The 23,176-nt window shown below is 59.2% G+C and carries 17 protein-coding genes; 7 read left to right on the forward strand and 10 right to left on the reverse strand.

Features of this window, described 5'->3' with window-relative positions; genetic code table 11:
* Positions 1–29: 29 nt before the first annotated feature.
* The 3 genes from mgrA to rpmE all read right to left on the reverse strand — a co-directional run bounded on the left by mgrA (position 30) and on the right by rpmE (position 3,009).
* On the reverse strand, positions 30–1,073 hold the full coding sequence (gene mgrA / locus BLW03_RS16425) for an L-glyceraldehyde 3-phosphate reductase (RefSeq protein ID WP_074656078.1): 1,044 nt from the start codon (positions 1,071–1,073) through the stop codon (positions 30–32).
* 323 nt (positions 1,074–1,396) lie between these two features.
* The gene (locus BLW03_RS16430; protein WP_074655130.1) at positions 1,397–2,704 is read right to left on the reverse strand and encodes a tRNA dihydrouridine synthase; all 1,308 of its coding nucleotides are present in this window, start codon (positions 2,702–2,704) and stop codon (positions 1,397–1,399) included.
* 74 nt (positions 2,705–2,778) lie between these two features.
* Positions 2,779–3,009: a 50S ribosomal protein L31 gene (gene rpmE, locus BLW03_RS16435; RefSeq protein ID WP_074655131.1), complete on the reverse strand. Its 231-nt coding sequence runs from the start codon at positions 3,007–3,009 to the stop codon at positions 2,779–2,781.
* A gap of 332 nt (positions 3,010–3,341) precedes the next feature.
* Between rpmE and BLW03_RS16440 the strand changes: the two genes are divergently transcribed.
* The 4 genes from BLW03_RS16440 to BLW03_RS16455 all read left to right on the forward strand — a co-directional run bounded on the left by BLW03_RS16440 (position 3,342) and on the right by BLW03_RS16455 (position 6,770).
* Complete coding sequence (locus BLW03_RS16440) at positions 3,342–3,911, forward strand: hypothetical protein (RefSeq protein WP_074655132.1); 570 nt, start codon at positions 3,342–3,344, stop codon at positions 3,909–3,911.
* Between the two features lie 199 nt (positions 3,912–4,110).
* A complete protein-coding gene (locus BLW03_RS16445; RefSeq protein ID WP_074656079.1) occupies positions 4,111–4,851 on the forward strand; it encodes an ATP-binding protein in 741 nt (246 codons plus the stop codon).
* A gap of 255 nt (positions 4,852–5,106) precedes the next feature.
* Positions 5,107–5,631, forward strand: coding sequence for a DUF2393 family protein (locus tag BLW03_RS16450; protein WP_074655133.1), 525 nt, complete (start codon positions 5,107–5,109; stop codon positions 5,629–5,631).
* Between the two features lie 224 nt (positions 5,632–5,855).
* Positions 5,856–6,770 (forward strand): OmpA family protein, encoded by a 915-nt coding sequence (locus BLW03_RS16455; RefSeq protein ID WP_074655134.1) that lies wholly within the window; start codon positions 5,856–5,858, stop codon positions 6,768–6,770.
* Between the two features lie 401 nt (positions 6,771–7,171).
* Here the strand turns inward: BLW03_RS16455 and BLW03_RS16460 are convergent, their stop codons facing one another.
* The 7 genes from BLW03_RS16460 to BLW03_RS16490 all read right to left on the reverse strand — a co-directional run bounded on the left by BLW03_RS16460 (position 7,172) and on the right by BLW03_RS16490 (position 14,280).
* A complete protein-coding gene (locus BLW03_RS16460) occupies positions 7,172–7,885 on the reverse strand; it encodes a DUF4230 domain-containing protein (RefSeq protein WP_074655135.1) in 714 nt (237 codons plus the stop codon).
* Positions 7,886–8,039: 154 nt separating this feature from the next.
* Positions 8,040–9,692, reverse strand: coding sequence for a CTP synthase (locus tag BLW03_RS16465; RefSeq protein ID WP_074655136.1), 1,653 nt, complete (start codon positions 9,690–9,692; stop codon positions 8,040–8,042).
* Positions 9,693–9,864: 172 nt separating this feature from the next.
* Entirely contained in the window at positions 9,865–11,022 is a 1,158-nt protein-coding gene (locus BLW03_RS16470) for an AI-2E family transporter (RefSeq protein ID WP_244502123.1), read from the reverse strand.
* A gap of 146 nt (positions 11,023–11,168) precedes the next feature.
* Positions 11,169–11,741, reverse strand: a complete 573-nt coding sequence (locus BLW03_RS16475) for a shikimate kinase (RefSeq protein WP_074655137.1) — start codon at positions 11,739–11,741, stop codon at positions 11,169–11,171.
* A 293-nt stretch (positions 11,742–12,034) separates the two neighbouring features.
* On the reverse strand, positions 12,035–12,316 hold the full coding sequence (locus BLW03_RS16480; RefSeq protein WP_074655138.1) for a hypothetical protein: 282 nt from the start codon (positions 12,314–12,316) through the stop codon (positions 12,035–12,037).
* A complete protein-coding gene (locus BLW03_RS16485) occupies positions 12,316–12,969 on the reverse strand; it encodes an RNA polymerase sigma factor (RefSeq protein WP_074655139.1) in 654 nt (217 codons plus the stop codon). The genes BLW03_RS16480 and BLW03_RS16485 overlap by 1 nt, the downstream gene beginning before the upstream one ends.
* 234 nt (positions 12,970–13,203) lie before the next feature.
* Complete coding sequence (locus BLW03_RS16490) at positions 13,204–14,280, reverse strand: ThiF family adenylyltransferase (protein WP_244502124.1); 1,077 nt, start codon at positions 14,278–14,280, stop codon at positions 13,204–13,206.
* Positions 14,281–14,534: 254 nt separating this feature from the next.
* Between BLW03_RS16490 and BLW03_RS16495 the strand changes: the two genes are divergently transcribed.
* The 3 genes from BLW03_RS16495 to BLW03_RS16505 are packed head-to-tail and all read left to right on the forward strand — an operon-like array spanning position 14,535 to position 23,088.
* On the forward strand, positions 14,535–17,909 hold the full coding sequence (locus BLW03_RS16495) for a POTRA domain-containing protein (protein ID WP_244502125.1): 3,375 nt from the start codon (positions 14,535–14,537) through the stop codon (positions 17,907–17,909).
* Positions 17,910–17,911: 2 nt separating this feature from the next.
* Positions 17,912–18,706: a peptidylprolyl isomerase gene (locus BLW03_RS16500; RefSeq protein WP_074655140.1), complete on the forward strand. Its 795-nt coding sequence runs from the start codon at positions 17,912–17,914 to the stop codon at positions 18,704–18,706.
* The gene (locus BLW03_RS16505; RefSeq protein ID WP_074655141.1) at positions 18,706–23,088 is read left to right on the forward strand and encodes a translocation/assembly module TamB domain-containing protein; all 4,383 of its coding nucleotides are present in this window, start codon (positions 18,706–18,708) and stop codon (positions 23,086–23,088) included. The genes BLW03_RS16500 and BLW03_RS16505 overlap by 1 nt, the downstream gene beginning before the upstream one ends.
* Positions 23,089–23,176 lie beyond the last annotated feature (88 nt).

Raw genomic sequence — 23,176 nt, forward strand, 5'->3', positions numbered from 1 at the left:
CTCAGGATTGCAGGCTTTGGTGGTGAGAGTCAGCGGCTGCTAACGCTGCGCCACAGGTCGATCTCCGGAGTATCGACGGCGTACTTGTCAATCTCCGTAAGCTCGTCCTTCGAGAACGCAAGGTTTTTCAGCGCGTCCAGAGAGTCGTCGAGTTGCTGGACGTTGCGTGCGCCAATGAGTGCGGTAGTCACACGCTCATCACGCAGCGCCCATGCAATCGCCATCTGCGCAAGGGATTGGCCGCGCTGCTTTGCGATCTCGTTGAGTGCGCGGACGTTGGCGAGATTCTTCTCGCTCAGCAGCTTTTCACTGAAGCTTCCATCGCCGCTGTTCACTCGGGTTTTGTCTGCGCCCGGGTTCAGATACTTGTCGGTCAAAAGGCCCTGCGCCAGCGGCGAGAACGCGATGCAGCCCACACCCAGGTCGCTCAACGTGTCGAGGAGGCCCTGCTCAATGAATCGATTCAACATCGAGTACGAGGGTTGATGAATCAAGAGTTTTACGCCTTCTGCCGCAAGCAGGTCGCTCATGATCCGCGTGCGATCCGGCGAGTAGGACGAGATGCCGATGTACAGCGCCTTACCCTGACGTACGATCTGCGCCAGCGCACTCGCGGTCTCTTCCATCGGCGTCTCGAAGTCCGGGCGGTGCGTGTAGAAGATGTCGACGTATTCGAGGCCCATCCGCTTCAGAGACTGGTCGAGAGATGACACCAAGTACTTCTTCGACGCGCCAATGCCGTATGGTCCCGGCCACATGTCCCAGCCGGCTTTGCTGCTGATGATCAACTCATCACGATGCGCTGCGAAGTCGGTACGCAGTACCTTGCCGAAGTTCTCCTCAGCCGAGCCGTAGGGCGGCCCGTAGTTATTCGCCAGATCGAAGTGCGTCACGCCACGATCGAATGCGCGTCGAAGTGTTGCGCGGCTTGTCTCGAATACATCGGCGCCACCGAAGTTCTGCCACAGGCCAAGGGAGATGAGCGGCAGTTGGATGCCGCTCTTACCGCAACGGCGAAACTGCGCGGCTTTGTAGCGTTCCGGATCGGCTGCGTAGATTTCGGGAAAGGCCATGGTGTTTGACTCCGGAAGCTTGAATCGTCCGCGACGCTTCGATCGCGCGAAGTGCGAACCAAGGAAGTATAGCGAGACGTGCATGCGATGCACGTGACAGACATGCCGAGAGAGTAGAAAATCACGCGAACGTGTGTTCTATTTGCGCGGCGATCTTTTGGCTTCAGCTTGAACAAACTGCGCAGCACCCAGGCAATCAAGGGACACAGCTGGAGATATAAAGAGAATTGTAGAGAGAAGGGAGGGTTCGAGTTTCTCCGCGGTGCCCATCCTGCGACGGACTCTGAGTTTCCCGACGGCGGGTCGCCCGAGTCGCCGCTTGACTAGCTGTCCTGGTAATCCGCGAAGGCGGCTGGCTGCAGATCACTCGTGCTGATGATGCGCTGAGCTGGGTCGGTGTTGAAGAAGCGGTCGACGGCATCCATCACCTGCTCACCCTGCTTGCTTTCGAAGATGCTGCGGCGCAACGTTGCTCCGCCGGGGACGCCGTGGGTGAACCAGCTGGCGAACTGCTTCATCTTGCCGATCACATCGCGGCGTGCGGACTCGCGGTCGCGCTTCTTGTTACGGAGTTTGTTGTACTCGGACAGATCGTACGGCGAGAGTGCTTCGAGATCTTCGATGTGCGGCAGGTCGCCGATCTCCGGATGCTCCTGCTCCATCTCTGCGAAGAGCATGGTGAAGTAGGTGCGGATCATGCGGTAACGATCCTGCTCAGTGGCGATGTCATAGGTGCCTGCACCCGTTGCGGCCTTACTGGCGGTGTACTGCGCGATCTGGCGGAAGATCCACGGATTTGCAGGCGCGGCGCGTCCGATCATGACGGCGTCGCAGCCGGTCAGTTCGATCATGTTGGCGGCATCTTCGGGCGTGCGGACGTCGCCGTTGCCGATGACGGGAATCTTCACGGCATCCTTGACGGCAGCGATGAACTCCCAGCGTGCGTTGCCGGTGTAGCCCTGCTCGCGGGTGCGGGCGTGGAGTGCGACGGCGTTCAGGCCACAGTCCTCGGCCATCTTCGCCAGCGGCACGCAGACGAGAGACTTCTCGTTCCAGCCCAGGCGAAACTTCACGGTGAAGGGAATCGTGACGGCAGCGCGAACGGCTTCAAAGATCGTCTGGATGTGCGGCAGATCGCGCAGCAGTCCGCTGCCACCGTTGCAGGCTACGACGCGCTTCGCAGGACAGCCGAGGTTCAGATCGACGATGTCGAAGCCTGCGTCCTGGCAGATGCGTGCGCTGTCGGCGAGCGTCTCCGGGTTCGATCCGAAGATCTGCGCGGAGATCGGGTGTTCGTCGTCGTAGTAGGTCAGGTAGCGCTTGCGCTTGACCTCGCGCATGCGGGAGAGGCCGTCGGCGGAGGTGAACTCCGTCATGATGAGGCCGCAGCCCGACTGCTGATTGGTGGCCGCCTGGTCGACGTTATCGCTGGTGCTGTTGCTGGAGAAGAGGGAAGCATTCTTGATGAAGCGGCGGAAGACGGTGTCCGTTACGCCGGCCATGGGCGCAAGAACGGTCGCCGGCGCGATGCGCACGTTGCCGATCGTGAATTCGGCAGGCACAGCGGACGACGTGGCAACGGGAACGTTGTTAGCGATCGCGGTCGGAATGTACACCCACTCTTTCTTCATCTTGTTTCTCTAACCCTGACACAAGAAGAGCCCCCGGATCCCGGAGGCTCTTTCCTGTTAAAGCGTTGTTGCGGTTACTTGGCTGCGGCGACGGACGAATCGCTCTTGGCGAACTTGCGCTTGAAGCGCTCGATACGGCCGGCGGTGTCCATAACCTTGCTCTTACCCGTGAAGAAGGGGTGGCAGGCGCTGCAGATTTCCAGCAGGATGTCGCCCTTGTGCGTGGAGCGGGTCTCAAAAGTCGTACCGCAGGCGCACTTGACGTTGGTTGCGACGTAGTTCGGGTGAATTCCTTGCTTCGGCATTGGATCTCGATTCTTTGGGAGGTTGGGCTTCCTTGCAGAAGTCCGCGCATCTGGCTCACGGTTCGCTTGCAGCGGTCAGACTCACGCCACATCGATGTTCCCGTCGCTTTGCCCTGGCGGCTTGCTTTCCAGCAATCCGGCGCATTTCCTATTCTATCCCGGTCCGCCACCGTCCGCAATGGGAGCCGCCGGCGCGCTCTAAATCTGGGTCGCAGGCATCACGGACTCCACTTCGGCTATCTCAAGCTTTCAAGTTTGGATCGCCAAGGCCGGCGGCTGTGCAACGCCGGTGCGCGTGGCCTACAATTCCGATCCGAAGAGAGGTTCGCACCATGATGAAGCAAGCAGGACGCGTTCTCGTTGCATTTAGCGCACTCAGTGTTGCGGTACTGGCTGGGGCGCAGACTACCCCCTCCGGCCAGGCGACGCCTCCGGGAACCCAGAACCACACCGGTGGCACCCAGCCCTGTGCCACGGATCCGACCGGCAATCCCGTCTCGCAGGCGCAGGTGGACGCCAACTGCGCTGTCGCCGGTCCCGGATTCGTTGTTCCTTCCACCAATACTCCGCTGGGCGATAAAGCTGAGCACCATGTGACAGCGATCGTCCGCGTCGATTCCGTTGTGGCCAAACCCGCGACCGTTCCGTTTCCCATGGATTTCAGCACCATCGGCAACGTGACCATGGTGAAGGCAAGATTGCCGCGTGTGCAGGCCTGCTTCACTGCAGGTCAGATCTGGAGCAACCGCTCCGGTGCGGCTACTTCGACGACCTGCCTTGACCACAAAGGGGAAGTGATTGCTTACCAGGAGTGCAAGGCAAAGGTGGGAGACGCACAGCCGGTGTGCACCACTACAACGCCGCAGCAGAGTGACGCTGCGGTAGTGGCGGCAAAGCAGTAAAGTGGAGGCAAAGCAGTAACGCAAAACGTACCGGGATGGCTCGAAGGTGAGCGTATCGACCCGATTTCCTCTGCCTCCTCCTCCGCCACACGGCGGGTGAGGAGGCAGATCGCGTTAGCATCACAATGTGAGTACAGCGGATCAACTCGGCCTTGCAGCAGAGCTCGAAGACCAGTGCAAGTTCTGTGAAGGGCAGGGCATGCGCATAGTCGAGGATTCTGCGGGGCGTCGAACAGCAGTTCCGTGCGTCTGCCGGGCTCAGCGACGCACGCGACGGGTGCTTAATCTTGCTCGCATTCCGCGACGGTATGAACACTGCACGCTCGACTCCTTTGAACCGAATTTCGGCGAAGGGTCGCACCGTTCGCTTAGTACAGCTCTGAAGAACGCCCGCAAGTTTGTTGATGGCTATCCGCTGATGAACGACGGCAGCGGCCTGCTGCTGACCGGAGCGATCGGGGTCGGCAAGACGCACCTTGCTGTCGGCATCCTGCAGGCCTTAGTCGATGAGCGTGGTGCGACGGGGTTGTTCTACGACTATCGGGAGCTCCTGAAGCAGGTGCAGAACAGCTATAACCCGCGTGTTGCCGCGACAGAACTGGAAGTGCTGGCGCCGGTGTTCGACGCGGAGGTTCTCGTGCTGGATGAGATTGGTGCCTCCAAACCCACGGACTGGGTTTGGGATACGGTCGCGCACATCTTAAACACGCGCTATAACGACAAGCGGACCACTATCATCACCACGAACTACGCCAATCTGCCGCCTCTGGGGATGGCAGTCGGTGATGAGAATCAACGACCAGCCCGCGCCCTCCGTGAGGAAACCCTGGGCGACCGGATCGGCGAACGCATGCGCTCCCGGTTGCAGGAGATGTGCATTGTGGTCGAGATGCAAGGGGAAGACTTCCGCCAGAAGGTCAAGAAGGCTTCCTTCTCGTAGCAGCCTATCTGCGAGCGTCAGAAAGTAAGTATGCCCAGCAAAAACAGGATGCCGAAGCCAAAGGCGGAGGCACGATAGGTCCATTCACGGGATCGGGGTGTCGCTTCCATGGCCTGCTTCCTTCCTGGAGTTGGGTGCCTGTTTATACCTACGTGCGTAGGTCCTGTCTGGATGGGTATGCGAAGAATGTCCCACATTTCGACTGTCCGAAGCATGAAAGTTCGGTAAGGAATCAGCGTAGTAGACTCCAAAGCGATGACAGCCGACGGCAACCAGACCCCCTTTCTTACCCCGGAACCGGAGCGAACTGTCTCCACGCAGACGTGGATCATTGCGGCCGTCGCGGTGTTGCTGATCGTTGCAGTGGCCATCGTGGCAACGCTACGCCGGACGCCCGTGAACTCTGGCGCTCCGCTGCAACCGGACGTGTACGCAGCCAGCCTGCCGATCACGGGAATCACCATGTCCGAAGCCACGAACGGCGCTGGCGGCAAGGCGACGTATGTCGACGGTACGGTCACGAATACGGGCACCAAAACCCTGACGGACGCGCAGGTGCAGGTCACGTTTGCGACCTCCGACGGAAGCGCGCCACATCTTGAGACAGTCCCGGTGGCGCTGGTTCGAACCCGCATTCCGTACGTTGATCTACAGTCGATCTCAGTTGACCCCATCAAGCCGGGCGACCATCGCGACTTCCGGTTGATCTTTGAATCGGTGCCAGCGAACTGGAACGTTCAGCCGCCTTCGATCCTGATAGTTCATACCGAGCTGCAGTAGTCGCACTCGTGCCGGTCCAAAAATGCCGCATCGTCCGGAAGAATCTTCCTGTCTAAGTGGCAGCCGACTCTAGTTTCACTGATTCGGGTCAGTCTAAGTTGTTCATTTTAATGGGATAGTGCTTCGAATCCACTTTGGCGCGCCGGTTGCTCTTGGTATCTGCGTACAAGCTTGGCCCGCTCCGCTGCGAGCGACCAGGCAGACCCGGAAGGAGCAACACCGTTATGAATAAGCAGAATATCTTTACCAAGACCGCAACCTACGGAGTTTCGGCCCTGCTGTTGACTGGTGCCCTGGCCATCCCTGCGCATGCGCAAGCCGCTGCCGATCAGACTCAGACCACCACGGCCCCCGCTGCAAAGCAGGACGCGACCGACAATGGTTCTTACGCAACTGGCACCCCGCTCCAGATGCAGTCGAAGGAAGGATTCTGGGGTCACATGAACCCCTTGGCGCGCAAGAAGTGGGTAAAGCGCCAGATGGATCCCGTGAAGGATCGCGTCAACGAGCTGGATCAGCTACAGGCGAAGAATGCTAATGATATTCGCGACGTCGATTCGCGCGCTACCGCCGGTATCAAGAAGGCGAACGATGCTGCGCTGATGGCTGACGCACACGCAACGGAAGCCGGAAATCGTGCCGATGCCGCGAACAGCACCGCGACCGCCGCAAGCACGCGGACGGACGCTTTGCACGGAACCGTGACCAACCTGGATCAGTACTCCGCAGTGACCAGCACACCGGTTGCGTTCCCCAAAGGCCGCACCACTCTGGGCACCAAGGCGAAGGCTGATTTGGATGACGTAGCGACGAAGTTGAGCAGCGAAAAGGGCTACATCATCGAAGTCCAGGGCTACAGCCGTGCTGGTGTAGGAACATCGACCGCGATGGCCGACTCTGTAGTTCGCTACCTTGTGACCGAGCACCAGGTGCCGATCTACAAGATCTATCGTTCTGGCATGGGTAAGGCGAGCGCCAAGTCCACACCGGAAGGCGAGAAGACTCTTGCAAACGGCGTCCGCGTGACACTGCTCCACAACAGCCTCGCAACCATGGACGGCGGCTCCACCGTGTCGAGCACCACACCGTCGAGCCACAACGTTGCAGTAAGCTCCACCACCGGTGGATCGCTGCAGTAAGGTTCCCTCCTCCGGGGAAAACCGGTGCCGCACCAGCTGGCTGAGTTGGTGCGGCGCCTACCGACCGGAGAACAAAGTTTGTGGCGAAAGAGTGTTATTCGCCGATAAGTTACGCAACCGGAAATCGCACGAGCTTCCGGTTGTTTTAAAGATTGACCGTCGTAGCGATGGTCAAAACAACTCTCCTAAGCAGAGAGAACCAAGGCAGATTGGCCCTCCTCCCGGAGGGCCGTTTTTTTGCTTGGAATGCAGCCGGGGACGGCTGCGTTGCCCTGTCACCAACAGCCATCTGATTACGCAGCGCGGCGAGTAGCTGCTTCAGCGCTCACGCAAATGTCAGGGCTCACGGAGGCATGTCCGCTGAGAGGTCCACTCACTCTCAAGACATTGTCGCGGACGCGCTACCGAACCGTCACCGTCTCAAACCCAAGACCACGCAGCAGGCTTTCCATGCTGCCGCGAGCATTGCTTCGAGCAGTGTCGAGGATGCCGTCTGCTGTGGCGGCCTGCAGAATCTGTGTTTCAGCGGTGGAGCGCGTGTCGGATTCGAGGTTCGGATCAGCCTGCACGAGCAGCCCTGTCGTTCGCGCGAAAACCTTTGTCTTTGTGCTGTCGATCTTCGTGGTGAAGATCTGCGAGGCAGGCAATTCAATCGTGACGGAGCGACCGCTCACCTGAACCGATTCGGGCTTCAGCTTGGAGAGATCGACACCGGCGACGACCTGGCCATGAACCACCAGCAGCAGGCGGTCGCCGAAGAGCAGATCTGGCAGCACAGCATTCGTACGCTTGCCCTCAACGACGGTGTCTACGGAGTAGCTGACCGTCTCGAGCCGGTTCAGGCGCTGGATCTGGTTCACCACATCGGGTGCGCTGGTGTTAAAACTTTCGCGGCCACTCATGAGGAAGCCGGCGATCCTGCCGGCTGCGCCGTCCGTTCCAGCTTGGCGAAGAAGCCACACCGCGCCGGCGGTACCGAGTGCGAAGAAAAGGAGCAGTCCAATGAGTATGGCGCCCGCACGGCTACGCGGTTTTTCTTTGTAGGTCATGCGCTGCTGACGCGCGACCTCATACTGGCGTGCGCGTTCTTCGTCGGGAGTCTGATTAATGGCCATGTCGGCTAGGATGCACCGCGCGGATTGGCGCTGCTTCCGCCGCAAGAACTTTACCCGGGCGGGACCGATTCAAGACTGGGCGAAGTCGTAGGAGGACACGAAAAAGGCAGGCTCGAGGTGAGCCTGCCTTTTTGCTCGTCTTATTCGTCGCTTCCTACTGTGGCAGGGCTTCGAAGCTCACCTGCGACAGTGCACGCCCGTGGCTCATGCGGTTCTTGTAGCTGGCCGCTACGAAGTCGCGGAACAGCGGATGAGGCTCAAGCGGCTTGCTCTTGAACTCCGGATGGAACTGGCATGCGACGAAGTAGGGATGGGTGGGAATCTCGACGATCTCAACGTACGTCGCATCGGGCGTGGTGCCCGTCAGGCGCAGACCGCCGCCAACGAGGATTGGCTCGTACTCGCGGTTGAACTCGTAGCGATGGCGATGACGCTCGCTGATCTCGGTTGTGCCGTAGGCGGCAGCAGCCTTCGAGTCGGGCTCCATTACGCACGTCCACGCACCCAGACGCATGGTGCCGCCCATCTCTTCCACGCCGGTGAGCTCGCGGAGCTTATAGATGATGCGATGCGGTGTCGCCATGTCGAACTCGGAGGAGTTGGCGTCGCGCAGACCGCAGACGTTGCGGGCGAATTCGATGCAAGCCGTCTGCATGCCGAGGCAGATGCCGAAGTAGGGAATGTTGCCCTCGCGAGCGTATCGAATGGCGTTGAGCATGCCCTCAATGCCACGTTTGCCGAAGCCTCCCGGGACGAGTATGCCGTCGAAGCCTTCGAGCTGCTGCTCGTAGTTGCGGTCTTCTGTTTCGAGGCCTTCGGCTTCGATCCAGGTGACCTTGAGCTTGAGGTTCGCGTGCAGGGCGCCGTGTACCAGCGCTTCCTTGAGCGACTTGTAGCTGTCCTCGTACTCGACGTACTTACCTACGATGCCGATGTGGACTTCGTCCTTGGGGTTATAGGCGCGGTGAACGATGTCCTTCCACTTCGTCATGTCCGCATCCTTCGCGTCCATGCGCAGGTAGTTCAGGACAAGCTGATCGACATGCTCCAGCTCAAAGGCAAGTGGCAGTTCATAGATGCTGGCAACGTCGCGAGCACCGATGACGGCGCGCTCTTCCACATTACAAAAGGCGGCGATCTTGCCGCGCATCTCGCGGGGCAGCGGACGCTCCGAACGGCAGAGCAGGATGTCCGGCTGGATACCAATGGACAGCATCTCCTTCACGGAGTGCTGTGTCGGCTTCGTCTTCAGCTCCTGTGCCGCAGCGATCCACGGCACGAGCGTCACGTGGACGAAGAGCGTGTTGTCGCGGCCAAGGTCCTGGCGCATCTGGCGAATGGCTTCGAGGAAGGGAAGCGACTCGATATCGCCGACGGTCCCACCGATCTCGACGATGCAGACATCGCATTCGGCCGCGACCTTGCGCATAGCGTTCTTGATCTCGTTGGTGACGTGCGGAATCACCTGGACGGTCTTGCCTAGGTAGTCGCCGCGACGCTCCTTCGTGATGACCTGCTCGTAGATACGGCCGCTGGTCAGGTTGTTATCGCGCGACAGCTTCGCATGCGTGAAGCGTTCGTAATGACCCATGTCCAGATCGGTCTCGGCGCCATCGTCGGTCACGAAGACCTCGCCGTGCTGAAAGGGCGACATGGTGCCCGGATCCACATTCAAGTAGGGATCAAATTTCATCAGATTGACGCGAATACCGCGCGCCTCAAGCAGACAGCCGATAGAAGCTGCTGCAAGTCCTTTACCGAGCGAAGACACAACGCCGCCCGTTACAAAGATGTATTTCGCAGACATCTCCGCCTCGCTTTTTTTGATTGTCGTGATTGGCCGTGCGTGGGGTGCACGATCAAGTATAGCAAGGTAAGCGGCGAGCTTCATCCCCGTGCGGGAAGACTGTGATCAGGAGCAATGATGCCACCATCGCCGGGTGCCCCACGTCTCGGATCCGAGACGTGGGATTACCCCGCTAATCGAGTACGGACAGCCGTTCCGGATCCTCGTGCTGGACTAGGTACTCATCGGCGAAGACAACGATGACAGCTGCGGTGGGTACTGCCACCAGTGCGCCCGGTATACCGCTGATCGCAGTACCGCAGAGCAACGCGATCAACACGGTGACACCCATCAAGTCCACACTTGACTTCATGATGCGAGGCGTCAGGAAGGCGTTCTCAAACTGCACGTAGATGCCGTAGGCAGCGAAGACCAGACCGCACTTCGCCCAGCTGTCCGCTGCCGCGATCAGCGCTACCAGCAGAATCGTTACCAGGTTTCCGGCGACGGGGATGATGTTGGTCAGGCCCATCATCAGACCAAGCAGAATGTAGTAACGCACGTTGATGATGCGGAAGGCGATGATGCTGTACACCGCGACGCAGGCCATCAGCGCCAACTGGCCTAACAGCCAGCGCGAGACACGTTCCTCGGCGAGCAGCAGCGTATTCGCGAGGCGTACCCGCGAACGAGGAACCACCAGCGACGTGAAGAACTGATAGACCTCTTCGCCTTCCAGGATGAAGTAAACGGTGAGGATCACAGCTGTCAGGACATCGAGCAGGTGTTCCGCCCAAACGGGCAGGGAGCTGACGACATACGATGCGAAGTGACCCAGCGTTCCGGTGATCTGGTTGTTCAGATCGTCCATGCCGATCTTGTCGGCCATGGGGACCTTATGCAGCTTGCCGACCAGTGCAGGGATACGACCCGGCAGATCGGTCAGGAAGTTGCGGAAGTCGCGCACCACGGGGGGCAGGCCGATCCAGAAGAAGAGCGTCAGGCCGGTCAGCAGCACGACCATCAGGACAGCAACAGCGGCGGCCTTTGGCAGGTGCTTTTCGCGGATGCGAATCTTGCCGATCTGAGCAACGATCGGATTCAGAACGACCGCGAAGAGACCGGAGAGGTAGACGATTCCAAGCACGTGCCGGATCGTCCAGAAGACGCCTAGCAGAACCAGCAGAGCAATCGTAAAGACGATGTGCTTGCGTGTCTCGCGGAATTGGCGCGAGGGAAATGCTGCGGGTTCGTTATCGGCTTCCAGGTGTGACCTCCAGTGATACGCGTCCAAGAAAAGTGCGCTCTGGCGTGTGATGCACGACGGGAGGATGCCGTTGATTGACGTCACAGGATTTTGGCGAACGGACGTTTCAGGCTTCCCGTGTCGCCCGCTTCGTGCGAAAAGGAAACAGTACCGGCGCTCGCCGACAGGCGAAAGCCTGCTCAGAGTCGGCTGCACACAAGCGACACCGCAGGCAGGTGTTTCGATATGTCTTAGGCGCGGAGCAGCTTCAGCACGGCAGCCACAGTCTGCTGCGGCTGCTGGTCGGCTGTGTCGACCAGGTGCTTGGCGCAGCGGCGGTAGACGGGCGCCCGCAGGCGAAAGCGCTCTGCAGCTAACTGGGCGTCCAGCAGGAGGGGACGAACGGCGGCGCCTTCTTGGAGGACGCATCGATCGAAGAGCACCTCGAAGGGTGCATCCAGAAGAACCACGGCGGTGCGCGAGGTCTGCTCCAGCAGAAGGCGGTTCGTCAGTGTCTCCGGGGCGCCGCCGCCGAGCGCAATGACAATGTTGCGACGGCCAAGGACGCGTGCGATGGCGGCAGACTCGCGCTTGCGAAACTCTGCCTCACCGACCTCAAGGAAGATCTGGGAGATGCTCGAACCGTAACGTTGCTCGACCTCGGCATCCACGTCGGCGAACTGCCAGCCGAGTTCTGCTGCCAACAGGCGGCCAACGGTGCTTTTACCTGCGCCCATAAAGCCGGTCAGCACGATGCGATCGGCGGAAAGGGGCGCGGCGGGGATGGGGCTTTCGGTGGTGGGGTCGGCAAGCATGCTCGTCATGATGGTCTCAGGTAATGCGGTGTCGTGGTGCGTTTAGAAAGAGAAAAGCCGCGCCCTTTGGGGGACGCGGCTCAGGAGGATCGAGCGTCTCTTTGCGCTTACTACTGGTGCGTAAAGGTCGCAGGAACCGCCGTCGCCGCCACTGGATACCAGTAGCGGTAGGTAAAGCAAACGGTCTGGAAGGTCTGCGACATCTCTGACGGGCAGATTACACCCGTCCTTGAGCGCAAGGCAAGCGATCGCATTAAAAAAAGGCGGACCCGAAGGCCCGCCCTTTCTATAGGTCTGAGGCTTTACTGAATGGTGTCGTCCTTGGGTGTGATCTCGATCTCTCGTTCGATCTTTGCCCAGAGGTCATGACTCGGCACTTCGCCTTCCGGCTCCATCAGCATGCGCGCGGTTTCCGCGATGTACTCCAGATCGCGCACCAGTTCCGCTGCCTGCGGGCAGTCGCGAAGGATTTCGGCGAAGCGCGGATCTGCGCTCAGCTTTCCGCCATCGGCGCGTTCGAACAACTCTGGTAGTTCCTTTTCGAACTCCGCGCAAGTCCAGCGCTTTTCTTCATAGTCCGGCATTATTTCGACTCCACCAAGGCGGCTTGTTCGTTCTGCCGCAAAATCTCTCGCAGCTTTAGTCGCGCCTTATGCAACTGCGATTTGCTGTTGCCGGTCGAGCACTCAAGCATGCCGGCGATTTCGTTGTGCTCGTAACCTTCGACGTCATGCAGCACGAAGACAAGGCGATAGCCCGGGGGCAGCGTTGCAACAGCACGTTCCAGGGCGACACGGTCTACGGAGCCGGAGAGGCGCGGATCGCGCGACCCGAAGTCCCGCTTTGGTGCGTCCTCTTCCGAAGGATTAATCGTCTCTTCGAGTGAAACCAGTTGCAGGCCCTTCTTGCGGAGGTGCATCAGCACGAGGTTGACCGTGAGGCGGTGCAGCCAGGTGGAGAAGGCGCTCTCGCCTCGGAAGGATCCAAGCTTGCGGTAGAGGTGCAGGAAAGCTTCCTGCGTCATGTCCTCTGCCTCAGAGACGTTGCCGAGCATGCGCAGACACAGCGTGTACACGCGGCGCTTATGCAATGCATAGAGCTTCGAAAATGCGTCTGGATCGCCATTTTTGGCGCGCTCCAGTGCGTCCGCCTCACCTGCAATCGGAGGATTCCGTTTGAAGTGACCTGCGGGCGGCGTCGAGTTGTTTTGTGTCATTCCGTAGCCCTGAAGTTCCATAGCACTCCGGTCTGACGCGCCGGTATGGCGCGTCGTCTGTCCAATGAAAGACCGCAGGCTGTACCCAAGAATACAGGACCGCGGCGTCGTAACGTCGAGACGTAGTAGATGCGTAGCTGATGTGAAGAAATTGAGGAGCCTTAGGTTGTCTCTCAGACATAACTTTTGTCGCGCAGACAGGCGTTTCTTTCCCACTACGGGCAAGGAGTTCCCGACTTACAGAGAACGAAAGCTTTAACTGCCGATGAAACGTGCATACAGGGCGCGCGCTCGCGGGACCTCAGAGGTACCCTGAACGACGGTTCGTCCGTCCGCGAAGACAGAGAGCGTGTACACGCCATAAAGGAAGCGCAGCATCAGGCTGTTCCAGCGCACCTCCCCCAGCGGCCGCAAGCGGTCCGCGAGCGTGGCAAAATCCACCGGGCGATTGTGTTCGTGGATCTGTACTGAGTTGCGCCCGCACATGGTGATGTGGGGGCGGCCCTCGCCGGCAAGGTGAGGAAATTCCCGCAGCCCACAGACGGTGCATGCTGGTCTCGGCCTGGCCGCGGAGACCTCGGAATGCTCGCCCGTCCACAGGTCCATGGAAAGCAGAGTCCGTCGCATGGCTGCAGGTTGGCCCGTCAAGAGCTTGATCGCTTCTGTCGACTGCAGCGATGCGGCGACATTCACCGCAGTGTTCAGAATTCCGGCGGTATCGCAGGTCTCCACGGTGCCTGCCGGAGGCTCTGGAAAGATGCATGCCAGGCACGCCGTGCGGTGCTCGCCTACTGGCAGAATGTTCATGGTGGCTGCATAGGACCCGATGGCTGCCGCATAGATCCAGGGAGTGCCCGTTTTCACGGCGTAGTCATTGAGCAGGTAGCGGGTTTCGAAGTTGTCTGTAGCATCCAGGATCACGCCCGCACCACCCAGCAAGGTGAGCGCGTTCGCAGGCGTCAGGTCAGCTATATGTGCCGTAACGGTGACTTCGCTGTTGATGGTCAGCAGGCGGCGACGTGCCGCCTCGGCCTTTGGCAGAGCCTCGCGCGCGTCGTCTTCCGTGAAGAGCATCTGCCGCTGCAGGTTCGAAGGCTCAACGAAATCGCGGTCAATGATTGTGAGATGGCCAACGCCCGCGCGGGCCAACAGGCCAGCGGAGGCAGCACCGGTGGCGCCGCATCCAACCAGGGCGACATGCGAGTTCGCGAGCCTGCGCTGGCCTTCCTCGCCAATGAAAGGAAAGAGCCGCTGCCGGGAGTAGCGGTCATCGCCGGAGCCGATCTTCGGGGCGTCAGCACGATCTGCAAGTTCGATGACATCAACGCTCACGCGCATCTCCTTGATCAGCATTAGTGTACGAGGGCAAGACTTACACTGGGCGAGCAACCTGAGCGAACCCATCCCGTGGTTCGCGCATCCAACCGCTTCATACCAAGGTGCCCTGGGGCCACAAGTGGATGTGTCCACACCCCGCACAAATATCCGCTGGCGATCCGTCGGCACATAACAGGCAGGGGCATACGACGTTGGCGGCAGGGAAGCACAGGGCGAAGGCGCAGATCGGTCGGGAACAGTTTGTTCGAGTGGGTGGGAGCGTTCTGCTCGCTGCCACACTTGCGTGTGCCACTGCGATGACTCATGCGCAGGAGCCCAATGGCCAACCGTCCAGTGGTGCGAACACCCCCGCGTCTGCCACACCCACACAACCGGGCGTCACACCCCAGGCACCCGCGACAGGCACATCGAACGGATCATTGACGGGTGCGGCCGGCGCCATCGGCGTAGGGGCCAGCACTGCAGGGTCCACCGCAGGTGCCGCAGCACAGACGGACGCTGAGCAGCAGGCAGTCAAGGCAGGCCAGGTGGCAGACAGTGCCACGTCAGGCCTCTTCGGTCTCCGAGGGAAGAAGCTGACCGCGATCAACTTCGAGGGTGTGGTCTACGCCGAAGGCGACCCGCTGCCGGAGGAACTTGGCATCAAGCCCGGCGATACGATCGATCCCGCAAAGATTCGCGCGGCCACACGCAGGCTCTTCCTGACGGGGCTCTATCGCGACATCCAGGTGCGCAGCACGGCGGGGGGCGACGGCGGCGTTACGCTGACCTTTGAAGGCACATCACGCTTTTTTATCGGTCGCGTGCGGATTCAGGGCGTGAAGGCGGAACGCCTGATGTCGCTGGTTGAAGCCTCAACAGAATTACAGCCGGGTCTGCCTTTTACGAACGCGCAGGTGAAAACAGGTGAGGACGGCATCCGTCAGACGCTGGCGCGCAATGGCTACTATCAGCCGCTAATTCATTCCTCTACGGAGCACCTGCCGGACGGAAAGCAGGTCGACGTGATCTATTCGATCAACATCGGTCCGAATGCCACTGTGGGCAAAGTGAATCTGACTGGCGATCCGGGCATTGCGGTCGACGAGTTCCGTAAGCGCGGCAAGTTGAAAGAGGTCAACAAGACTCTGTTCGTCTTCAAGTCAAAGAACAAGGTCACGAACAACACGACCGGCAACGCGCTTGCGAATATGCGCACGTTTTACCAGAAGAAAGAGCGGTTAGAAGCCGCTGTCGCTCTTGAGAAGAGCGAGTATGCGCCTGATCGCAAACAGCTCGACTACACGTTTCGTGCGAACCAGGGACCGATCGTAAAAGTTGCCATCGAGGGCACGAAGGTTTCCAATGCGCGGCGCAAGAAGTTGTTGCCCATCTATGAAGAGGGTGCGGTTGACAACGATCTTCTGAACGAGGGTGCGCATAACATTCGCGAATTTCTGCAGCGGCAAGGCTACTTCGACGCGGACGTGACGCCGCAGGTGCAGGGTGTGCCGGACACACCGACCTATGCAGCAGACGGCACACCGTTACCGCCATCCAGCACTCTGACTGAGACCGTTACATTCCACGCCAACCAGGGGAAGAAGTACAGGGTTGTTGCGGTCAACATCACTGGCAACAAGTATTTTGAAACCGACAACATCAAGGAACGCATGCAGGTGGTTAAAGCGGATGCCTATGTTCGCAATGGCCGCTTCTCGCCCGTCTTGCTGTCGAACGACGTCGACTCTATCACGTCGCTGTATCGCGCCAACGGTTTCAATAAGGTCAAGATCACCAGCAAGGAAGTCAAAGGCGCTACGGACAAGAAGATCGCCACCATCACGGTGAATATCACCATTGAAGAGGGTGTGCAGCAGAAGTTTGGCGAAGTCACCCTGACCGGCGAAAAGCCGGAACGTGCCGACGCGATGAAGGCGTTGATCACCGCTGAGAAGGCTCAGCCCTTCGCGTTGGCCAATGTATCCAATGATCGCGACAACATTCTGCAGGCCTATCTCTCGAAGGGTTTTGATCAGGCCAAGGTCGAGGTCAAGCAGACGCCCCACAAAGACGATCCGACGATCACCGACATCACGTACCTGGTCACGGAAGGCGAACAGGTTGCTGTGGATCGCGTCCTGATCTCTGGAAGACATCATGTTCGGGAAAAGCTGGTGAACGACCAGTTGCTGCTGAAGGCGGGGGATCCGCTTGACGAGTCAGCCCTGGTGGAGATGCAGCGACGTTACTACGACCTTGCGCTTTTCAATGAGGCCAACGTAGCAGTACAGAATCCCGAGGGGCTCGCCGATCGCAAGAATGTCCTGGTGCAGCTGACCGAGGCGAAGCGTTGGGATGTGACCTATGGCGCGGGCTTTGAGTCGCAGCTTTCAACACCCCAGACCAACTGCCGCGCGCAGCAGTCGCTGGGCGGTACCGGGTCAAGCTGCACACCTGAGGGAAAAGCCGGTGCCTCGTTCCGCGTATCGGCGGATGCTACGCGCATCAATTTGTTTGGTACCGACCAGTCCATCACCTTTCACACGACGTATGGCCTGTTGGAGCGGGTCGCTACGGCTACTTACAATGTGCCGAAGTTCCTCTCGAATAAGAACCTTTCGCTGCAGTTCAGCGGCGGTTACTCCAACGTGCAGAACATCTCGACTTTCAAGGCGAGCACGTTGCAAGGACTTTTCCGTCTGACGCAGAAGGTGCCGAAGACAGACACCTTCATCTATGACTTCACGTATCGCCGGGTGTCGGTCGATCAGAACAGTTTGCAGGTCACGGCCAACCTGATTCCGCTACTCTCACAGCCTGTTCGTGTGGGTGGGCCCGGTTTCACATGGTTCCATGACACACGCAGTCCATCGCCGCTGGATGCAACGAAGGGCATGTATCTTTCGTTGACTGACTTCCTGGCGAACAGTGTGTTCGGTTCACAGACGAACTTCAACAAGATCGACGCAACCTACTCCACGTACTACTCGTGGGGTAAGAAGCGGAAGTACACCTTCGCGCGCAACACGCGCATCGGCGTTGAGACACAGTCCGGGACGAATCCGAATGCAGGCATCTTCGGCTGCGAGGGAGTTCTGCTGACCACTAACGCATCGTGCAATGCCATCCCGCTGCCGGAGCGGCTCTATGCCGGCGGCGCCACATCGCACCGCGGCTTCGGCATCAACCAGGCGGGCCCACGCGATCTTACAACTGGCTTCCCGGTGGGTGGATCGGCGGCGCTGATTAACACCTTTGAATTGCGCATGCCTCCACCGACGCTGCCCATCGTCGGTGACAGCGTCTCGTTCGTGGTCTTCCATGACATGGGTAATGTCTTCCTGCATCCCGGCGACATGTTCAAATCCATCGCGCGCTTCAATCAGCCTAATAAGCAGAGCTGCAGGCAGGTGACTGGCTTCACGACCGTCGGGACTTGCGACTTTGCGTATTTCTCACACGCCGTGGGATTGGGAGCGCGATACAACACTCCGGTAGGTCCCATTCGCGTGGATGCAGCCTACAACCTGAATCCGCCCATCTATCCGGTCATCGACGATTACACGCAGTCCACTCCAAACCACCACGTCGGGCAGGGTGGCCGCTTCCAGTTCTTCTTCTCCATCGGACAGAGCTTCTAACCATGCGCAGACCACTGCTAATCACCGGCGCCGCACGCACTGCCACCACCCTGGCGGCGTTGAGCCTCTGCGTCCTTTCACTTCAAGCGCAGAAAGTCGCTCCAAAGTCCGCGGAACAGGGCAAGCCCGCAACCAAGGAGCAGGCAACAGCGGACGCGCACAAGCTACCTGTGGAGCGGGGGGACGTGGTCGATCGCATCGTCGCCATCGTCAATGGAGATCTGGTCCTTGAGAGCGATGTGGAGGAGGAAGAGCGTTTCACGAAGCTCTATCCCTATGCTTCGGACAGCACGAAGCCCCTTCGTGAGCAGGCGATCACACGGCTGATCGACCGAACACTCATCGAGCAACAGCAGGCCGGCTATCCTGCTACGCCGGTGACCGACGAGCAGATCAGCAAGGACGAGAGCGATCTTCGCAAGGATCTACCAGCCTGCTCGCATGCCGACTGCGCCAGCGATGCTGGCTGGAAAGACTTCCTTACGAAGGCAGGATTCACCGAGGAAGAACTTCGTGATCGCCTGCGCCAACGCGAGAGCGTGCTGCACTTCATCGAGCAGCGGTTCCGTAACGGTGTCCGTATCAACGACAAGCAGATTGAAGACTTTTACAACACCACCATGCTGCCGGAGTATGCGAAGCAAAAGGCGACTGCGCCTCCGCTGGATTCCGTCCGGGATCGCATTGAAGAGGTGCTGTTGCAGCAAGAGGTCAGCGCCCTGTTGGATCAGTGGCTCAAGACCCTGCGTGACAGCGGGCATGTACGCATGATGCAGAAAGGTGTCGAGGCGCCCTGATGGCTTTGCTGGACGCAAATACGCCGCCGAATGACGAGCGGAAAGACACCACACCAACGGCGGCCAAGAGGCGCAGCGCCCTGCGTATCGTCGCGTGGGTCGTTGGATCTCTTGCGCTGCTGCTGGTCTTGCTGGTCGTAGGTCTTGGCTTCTACTCCACGACGCAGGATTTTCAAAATCGCGTTCGCACGACGCTTATTTCAACGCTCGAAGACGCGACCGGCGGCAAGGTTGATCTGACAAAGGTGCAGTTCAACCTGATGCACCTTGCCGTTGAGGCAGATGGTCTCGTGATTCATGGTCTCGAAGGGCCGGACCAAGCGCCTTATCTGTCGGCGGATCGTATTCTTGTGCGCGTAACGCTGAAGAGCCTGTTCTCGCATGCGACAGATTCCAAGGGCGCGATGAAGTACATCACGCTGTCGCTGTTGCATGTGGATAAGCCGCAGATCCATCTCATCATCAACAAGGACGGCTCGACCAATCAGCCGGTCCCAAAGACGAAGAGTACAAGCAACGAACCGGTTCTTGATACGCTGCTGGACCTGCAGGCATCGAAAGTTGAACTGGCGAATGGCGTCGTTCTGATGAATGACAAGGCGATCCCGTTTGATCTCGCTGCGCGTGACCTCGGCGTGAACGTGCGTTACATCACCAAGCTCGATCATTACGGCATCGACATTGGCATCAGCGATCTGCGCACAAAGATGCAGCAGATGCCCGAAGCTCAGTCGCGCCTGCAGATCAAGGCGGAAGTAGGCCGCAAGCTCATCAGCTTGCAAAACTTCTCCTTCGATACCGGCAAGACGTCGCACCTGGACGGCAATGCTCACATTGAAAACTTCGATAACCCGGTCTGGAACGTCTCGCTGAAGGGCAATGTCGAGGTGCCGCAGATCTCTGTCCTGAGTGGCTTCCCGGGCTTGACATCCGGCACGGTTGACCTCGATATCTCGGGGCACTCCTGCGCAGTGGCTCCGCAAGTCGCGCAGAAGCAGCCGCGGTTCTGGCAGCGTCGCCATCCTGATAAGAATCCCGGCAGCACGAAGACTCTTCCTCCCAGTCCTGAGTGCGAAAAGGGCTATCTGCTTGCCGGCAATGCCAAGCTGCACCAGGTTGGATATCGCGATCAGTACGTGAATATCCGCGACGTCAACGGCGGCGCCTCGCTGCGTGTGTCGCCAACAGAGCTGCTTTTCAACGCCATCGCGCTGAACCTTCCCGCAGGCGGGACCATCGCGGGTGACATGCGCATCCACAACTGGCTTGGCGAAGTGCCGACCGATTCTGCGCAAACATCCGCTACGATCGTGGCGGGCCAGAAGACCGTAAATGCAACTGCCCAGATCGCCAATGCGAAGGCGCCTGCTACGGGTAGTCTTGCGATCGACACCGTTGGTCGAGCCCACGCCTACGTCGACGTGCGTCTGGGGAATATTTCGTTGCGAACCATCAACGAGATTACCGAGCCGGCCCACTACACCGACCTTGGTATCGATACAGCCGTGAACGGCCCCGTGCATGTCGAGTGGGGTGGCACGGCGAGCGATATTGCCAGCTCAGTCGTGGTGAATGCCGACCTGAAGTTGGCACCACAAAACCTACACCGTCGTGGTGCTGCACAGAACATTCCAGTCAACGGAACGGTAAAGGCGACGTATCACGGCTCAAATGAGACGGTCGACATCGAGAAGGTGGAAGCGCACACGCCAGCCAGTAACGTGCAAGCCACCGGCACGCTTGGTGTCAGCACCGGCGATCCGTTGACCAAGCTGAACCTGATCGCTGACTTCCGCGATCTCAGCGAATTTGATTCGGTCCTGAACGCTGTTGGTTATGAGAGCAACGGCAAGAAGGGCAGTGCCGCTCTGCCTGTTGTGCTGCATGGTGACGCACACTTCCAGGGGACGGCCTCCGGACCGATTAAGAATCTCGATGTCAAGGGGCATTTGCAGGCGAACCAACTGCAGGCTCATCTCGGCAGCGCCGGCGATATCGCAATCGACTCCGTCGTTGCCGATGCCGAATACTCCGCGTCCGGTGTGACCGTTGCGAGTTCCACGATCCATCGCGGCACTGCTGTATTGAACGTCTCCGGCGCGGTCAAGCCTCATCGCATCGTGAAGCGTGGCGTCGTGTCCTATGAGTTCGACGATGCAGCACAGGTCAATATGAAGGTCGGCCTGGCTGAGGCGCAGATCCACGATGTACTTGAGATCGCCGGACAGGGCACTTTGCCCGTCACCGGCATCATCAACGTCAATGCGAATGTTATTGGAACCTTCGGCAATCTAACGGGCGACGGTACGGTGTCGCTGCGCAACGGTGTGGCGTATGACCAGCCGTACGACGCGGTAAACGCGACCGTTTCCGTGCGTGGGCAAGAGATCACCGCCAGTTCGCTGGATGTGAAGGGACAGGGCGTTGAGGTCAGCGGAAACGGCGGCTATAACCTAACGTCGAAACACCTGCATGCGCATCTGCAAGGAAATGATGTTCGACTGTCGAACCTGCTGGCAGTGAAAAAGTCCGGGACGCCCGTCGATGGCGTGCTTACCTTTACGGCGGACGCAAATGGCACGGTGGAGCAGCCGGGACTTACGGCTCATCTTGCCCTTGCGGGCGCGACCTATAACAAGCAAGCTATTGGCCAGTTGACGGCAGACGTTCACAGCGAACGCGATAACGTCTTCCTGACTGCGCACAGCGATCTGCTGTCGACAAAGCTTGACGTCAACGGACAGGTGCAGCTCGCGGGCGACTACCCGATGACGGCGCACGCGACATTCAGCAATCTTGACGTCGCTCCCGTGCTGAAGCTTACCGGCTCAAACTTCGACGCCAGCTCGGTGATCGCGGGAGAGCTCAACGTCACAGGACCGGCAAAGCAGCCTGCGAAGCTGAATGGTTCGCTGGTCGTGAACCCCCTGCAGATCAAGACGCAGGGACTGCAGTTTGCTTCGGTCGAGCCCGTCCGGGCAACACTCAGCAACGGTATGGCGCGCCTTGAGAACTTCCACATCACGGGCCCCGAGACGGACCTGAAGGCATCAGGCTCCGTCCAGGTGTTCTCGGCCGACGGTAAGCCGCTGCCACAGGGCGGCACGATTAATGCCCAGGCAAGCGGCGCGCTGGATGTCGCGATCGCGCACCGCCTGAATCCGCAGATCGTGGCCTCTGGAAAAATCGACCTGAATGTGACGGCAACCGGTACGACAGCGAAGCCGAATCTAGGCGGAAAGGTCGTCTTCAGCAACACGAACCTGGCCTATGACCAGGTACCAAACGGGCTTTCGAACATTACGGGAACAGCGAGCTTCACAGATGACCGCCTGGTGATGGATAACATCACCGCGACGTCAGGTGGCGGCCGTATCAAGGTTGGCGGATTCGTCCAGTTCCGCAATGGCCTTTTCGCCGATCTGACTGCGACTGCGACGGCTGTGCGTGTGCGTTACTACGGCGTCTCTGCCACCATGAATGCAACCGTACGTCTGCAGGGTTCCGGTGACGGCGCTACGCTCGGCGGCAACGTACTGATTACGCGCTTCGGCCTGGCGGAGACTTTCGACTTTGCCTCGGTCGCAGGTAGCGCCGGTGACGTGTCGCCGCCGCCCGATCCCGACTCGCTGCTGAACAAGATCGGTCTCAACATTCGGGTGCAATCGTCGCCTGCGCTTGACTTCCAGAACAGCTACGCGCATATCGCGGGCACAGTTGATCTGTCGGTCCGGGGAACATTGGCTACGCCCACGATTCTGGGCAAGGTCACCATCAACGATGGTTCGGCTACCTTCGCAAGCACGCAATACCAGTTGCAACGTGGCCAGATCTACTTCAATAACCCGATCCGAATCGATCCCGTGATCGACCTGGACGCTACGGCACGCGTGGAGAACTATGACGTCACCATCGGTGTGCATGGGACGTCGAAGAACTTCAAGCTGACGTACCGGTCGGAACCGCCGTTGTCGCAAGCCGACATCTTTAACCTGCTGGCCCTGGGCCGCACCCAGGAAGAGGCTGCATTGAACACGCAGCAGCTACAGCAGCAGGGGCAGGATCCGACTACGAACGCGCTGCTTGGCGGTGCCCTGAACGCTACAGTGTCAAACCGCGTAAACAAGCTGTTTGGCGGTGCAGGGAAGGTCAAGATCGACCCTGCCTACGTCGGAACGCTGGGTACATCGTCGGCGCGCATCACGGTGGAGCAGCAATTGACGCGTCAGGTGACAGTCACCTTCGCGACCAATGTGAACTCGTCGGCTCAGCAATTGATCCAGCTGCAGTACCAATTGAGCGACAACAAATCGATTGTTGCGACTCGTGATGAAAATGGTGTCTTCTCGATGGTCTACAAAATACGTAAACGCTATAAGTAAGTGCGACTCGGTATTTTCGTGAGCAAATGACTTCACGGCGCCGCCTCGAAGGACTTGGAGACGCCTGTCGTCGAAGGGTCTTGGCGGG

This window comes from Terriglobus roseus (genome assembly GCF_900105625.1).
Lineage (GTDB): Bacteria > Acidobacteriota > Terriglobia > Terriglobales > Acidobacteriaceae > Terriglobus > Terriglobus roseus_B.

What these genes read in the sequence shown, in the direction of transcription:
- mgrA (WP_074656078.1), bottom strand. Translation starts at nt 1,073, where the DNA reads ATGGCCTTTCCCGAAATCTACGCAGCCGATCCGGAACGCTACAAAGCC.
- BLW03_RS16430 (WP_074655130.1), bottom strand. Translation starts at nt 2,704, where the DNA reads ATGAAGAAAGAGTGGGTGTACATTCCGACCGCGATCGCTAACAACGTT.
- rpmE (WP_074655131.1), bottom strand. Translation starts at nt 3,009, where the DNA reads ATGCCGAAGCAAGGAATTCACCCGAACTACGTCGCAACCAACGTCAAG.
- BLW03_RS16440 (WP_074655132.1), top strand. Translation starts at nt 3,342, where the DNA reads ATGATGAAGCAAGCAGGACGCGTTCTCGTTGCATTTAGCGCACTCAGT.
- BLW03_RS16445 (WP_074656079.1), top strand. Translation starts at nt 4,111, where the DNA reads ATGCGCATAGTCGAGGATTCTGCGGGGCGTCGAACAGCAGTTCCGTGC.
- BLW03_RS16450 (WP_074655133.1), top strand. Translation starts at nt 5,107, where the DNA reads ATGACAGCCGACGGCAACCAGACCCCCTTTCTTACCCCGGAACCGGAG.
- BLW03_RS16455 (WP_074655134.1), top strand. Translation starts at nt 5,856, where the DNA reads ATGAATAAGCAGAATATCTTTACCAAGACCGCAACCTACGGAGTTTCG.
- BLW03_RS16460 (WP_074655135.1), bottom strand. Translation starts at nt 7,885, where the DNA reads ATGGCCATTAATCAGACTCCCGACGAAGAACGCGCACGCCAGTATGAG.
- BLW03_RS16465 (WP_074655136.1), bottom strand. Translation starts at nt 9,692, where the DNA reads ATGTCTGCGAAATACATCTTTGTAACGGGCGGCGTTGTGTCTTCGCTC.
- BLW03_RS16475 (WP_074655137.1), bottom strand. Translation starts at nt 11,741, where the DNA reads ATGACGAGCATGCTTGCCGACCCCACCACCGAAAGCCCCATCCCCGCC.
- BLW03_RS16480 (WP_074655138.1), bottom strand. Translation starts at nt 12,316, where the DNA reads ATGCCGGACTATGAAGAAAAGCGCTGGACTTGCGCGGAGTTCGAAAAG.
- BLW03_RS16485 (WP_074655139.1), bottom strand. Translation starts at nt 12,969, where the DNA reads ATGGAACTTCAGGGCTACGGAATGACACAAAACAACTCGACGCCGCCC.
- BLW03_RS16500 (WP_074655140.1), top strand. Translation starts at nt 17,912, where the DNA reads ATGCGCAGACCACTGCTAATCACCGGCGCCGCACGCACTGCCACCACC.
- BLW03_RS16505 (WP_074655141.1), top strand. Translation starts at nt 18,706, where the DNA reads ATGGCTTTGCTGGACGCAAATACGCCGCCGAATGACGAGCGGAAAGAC.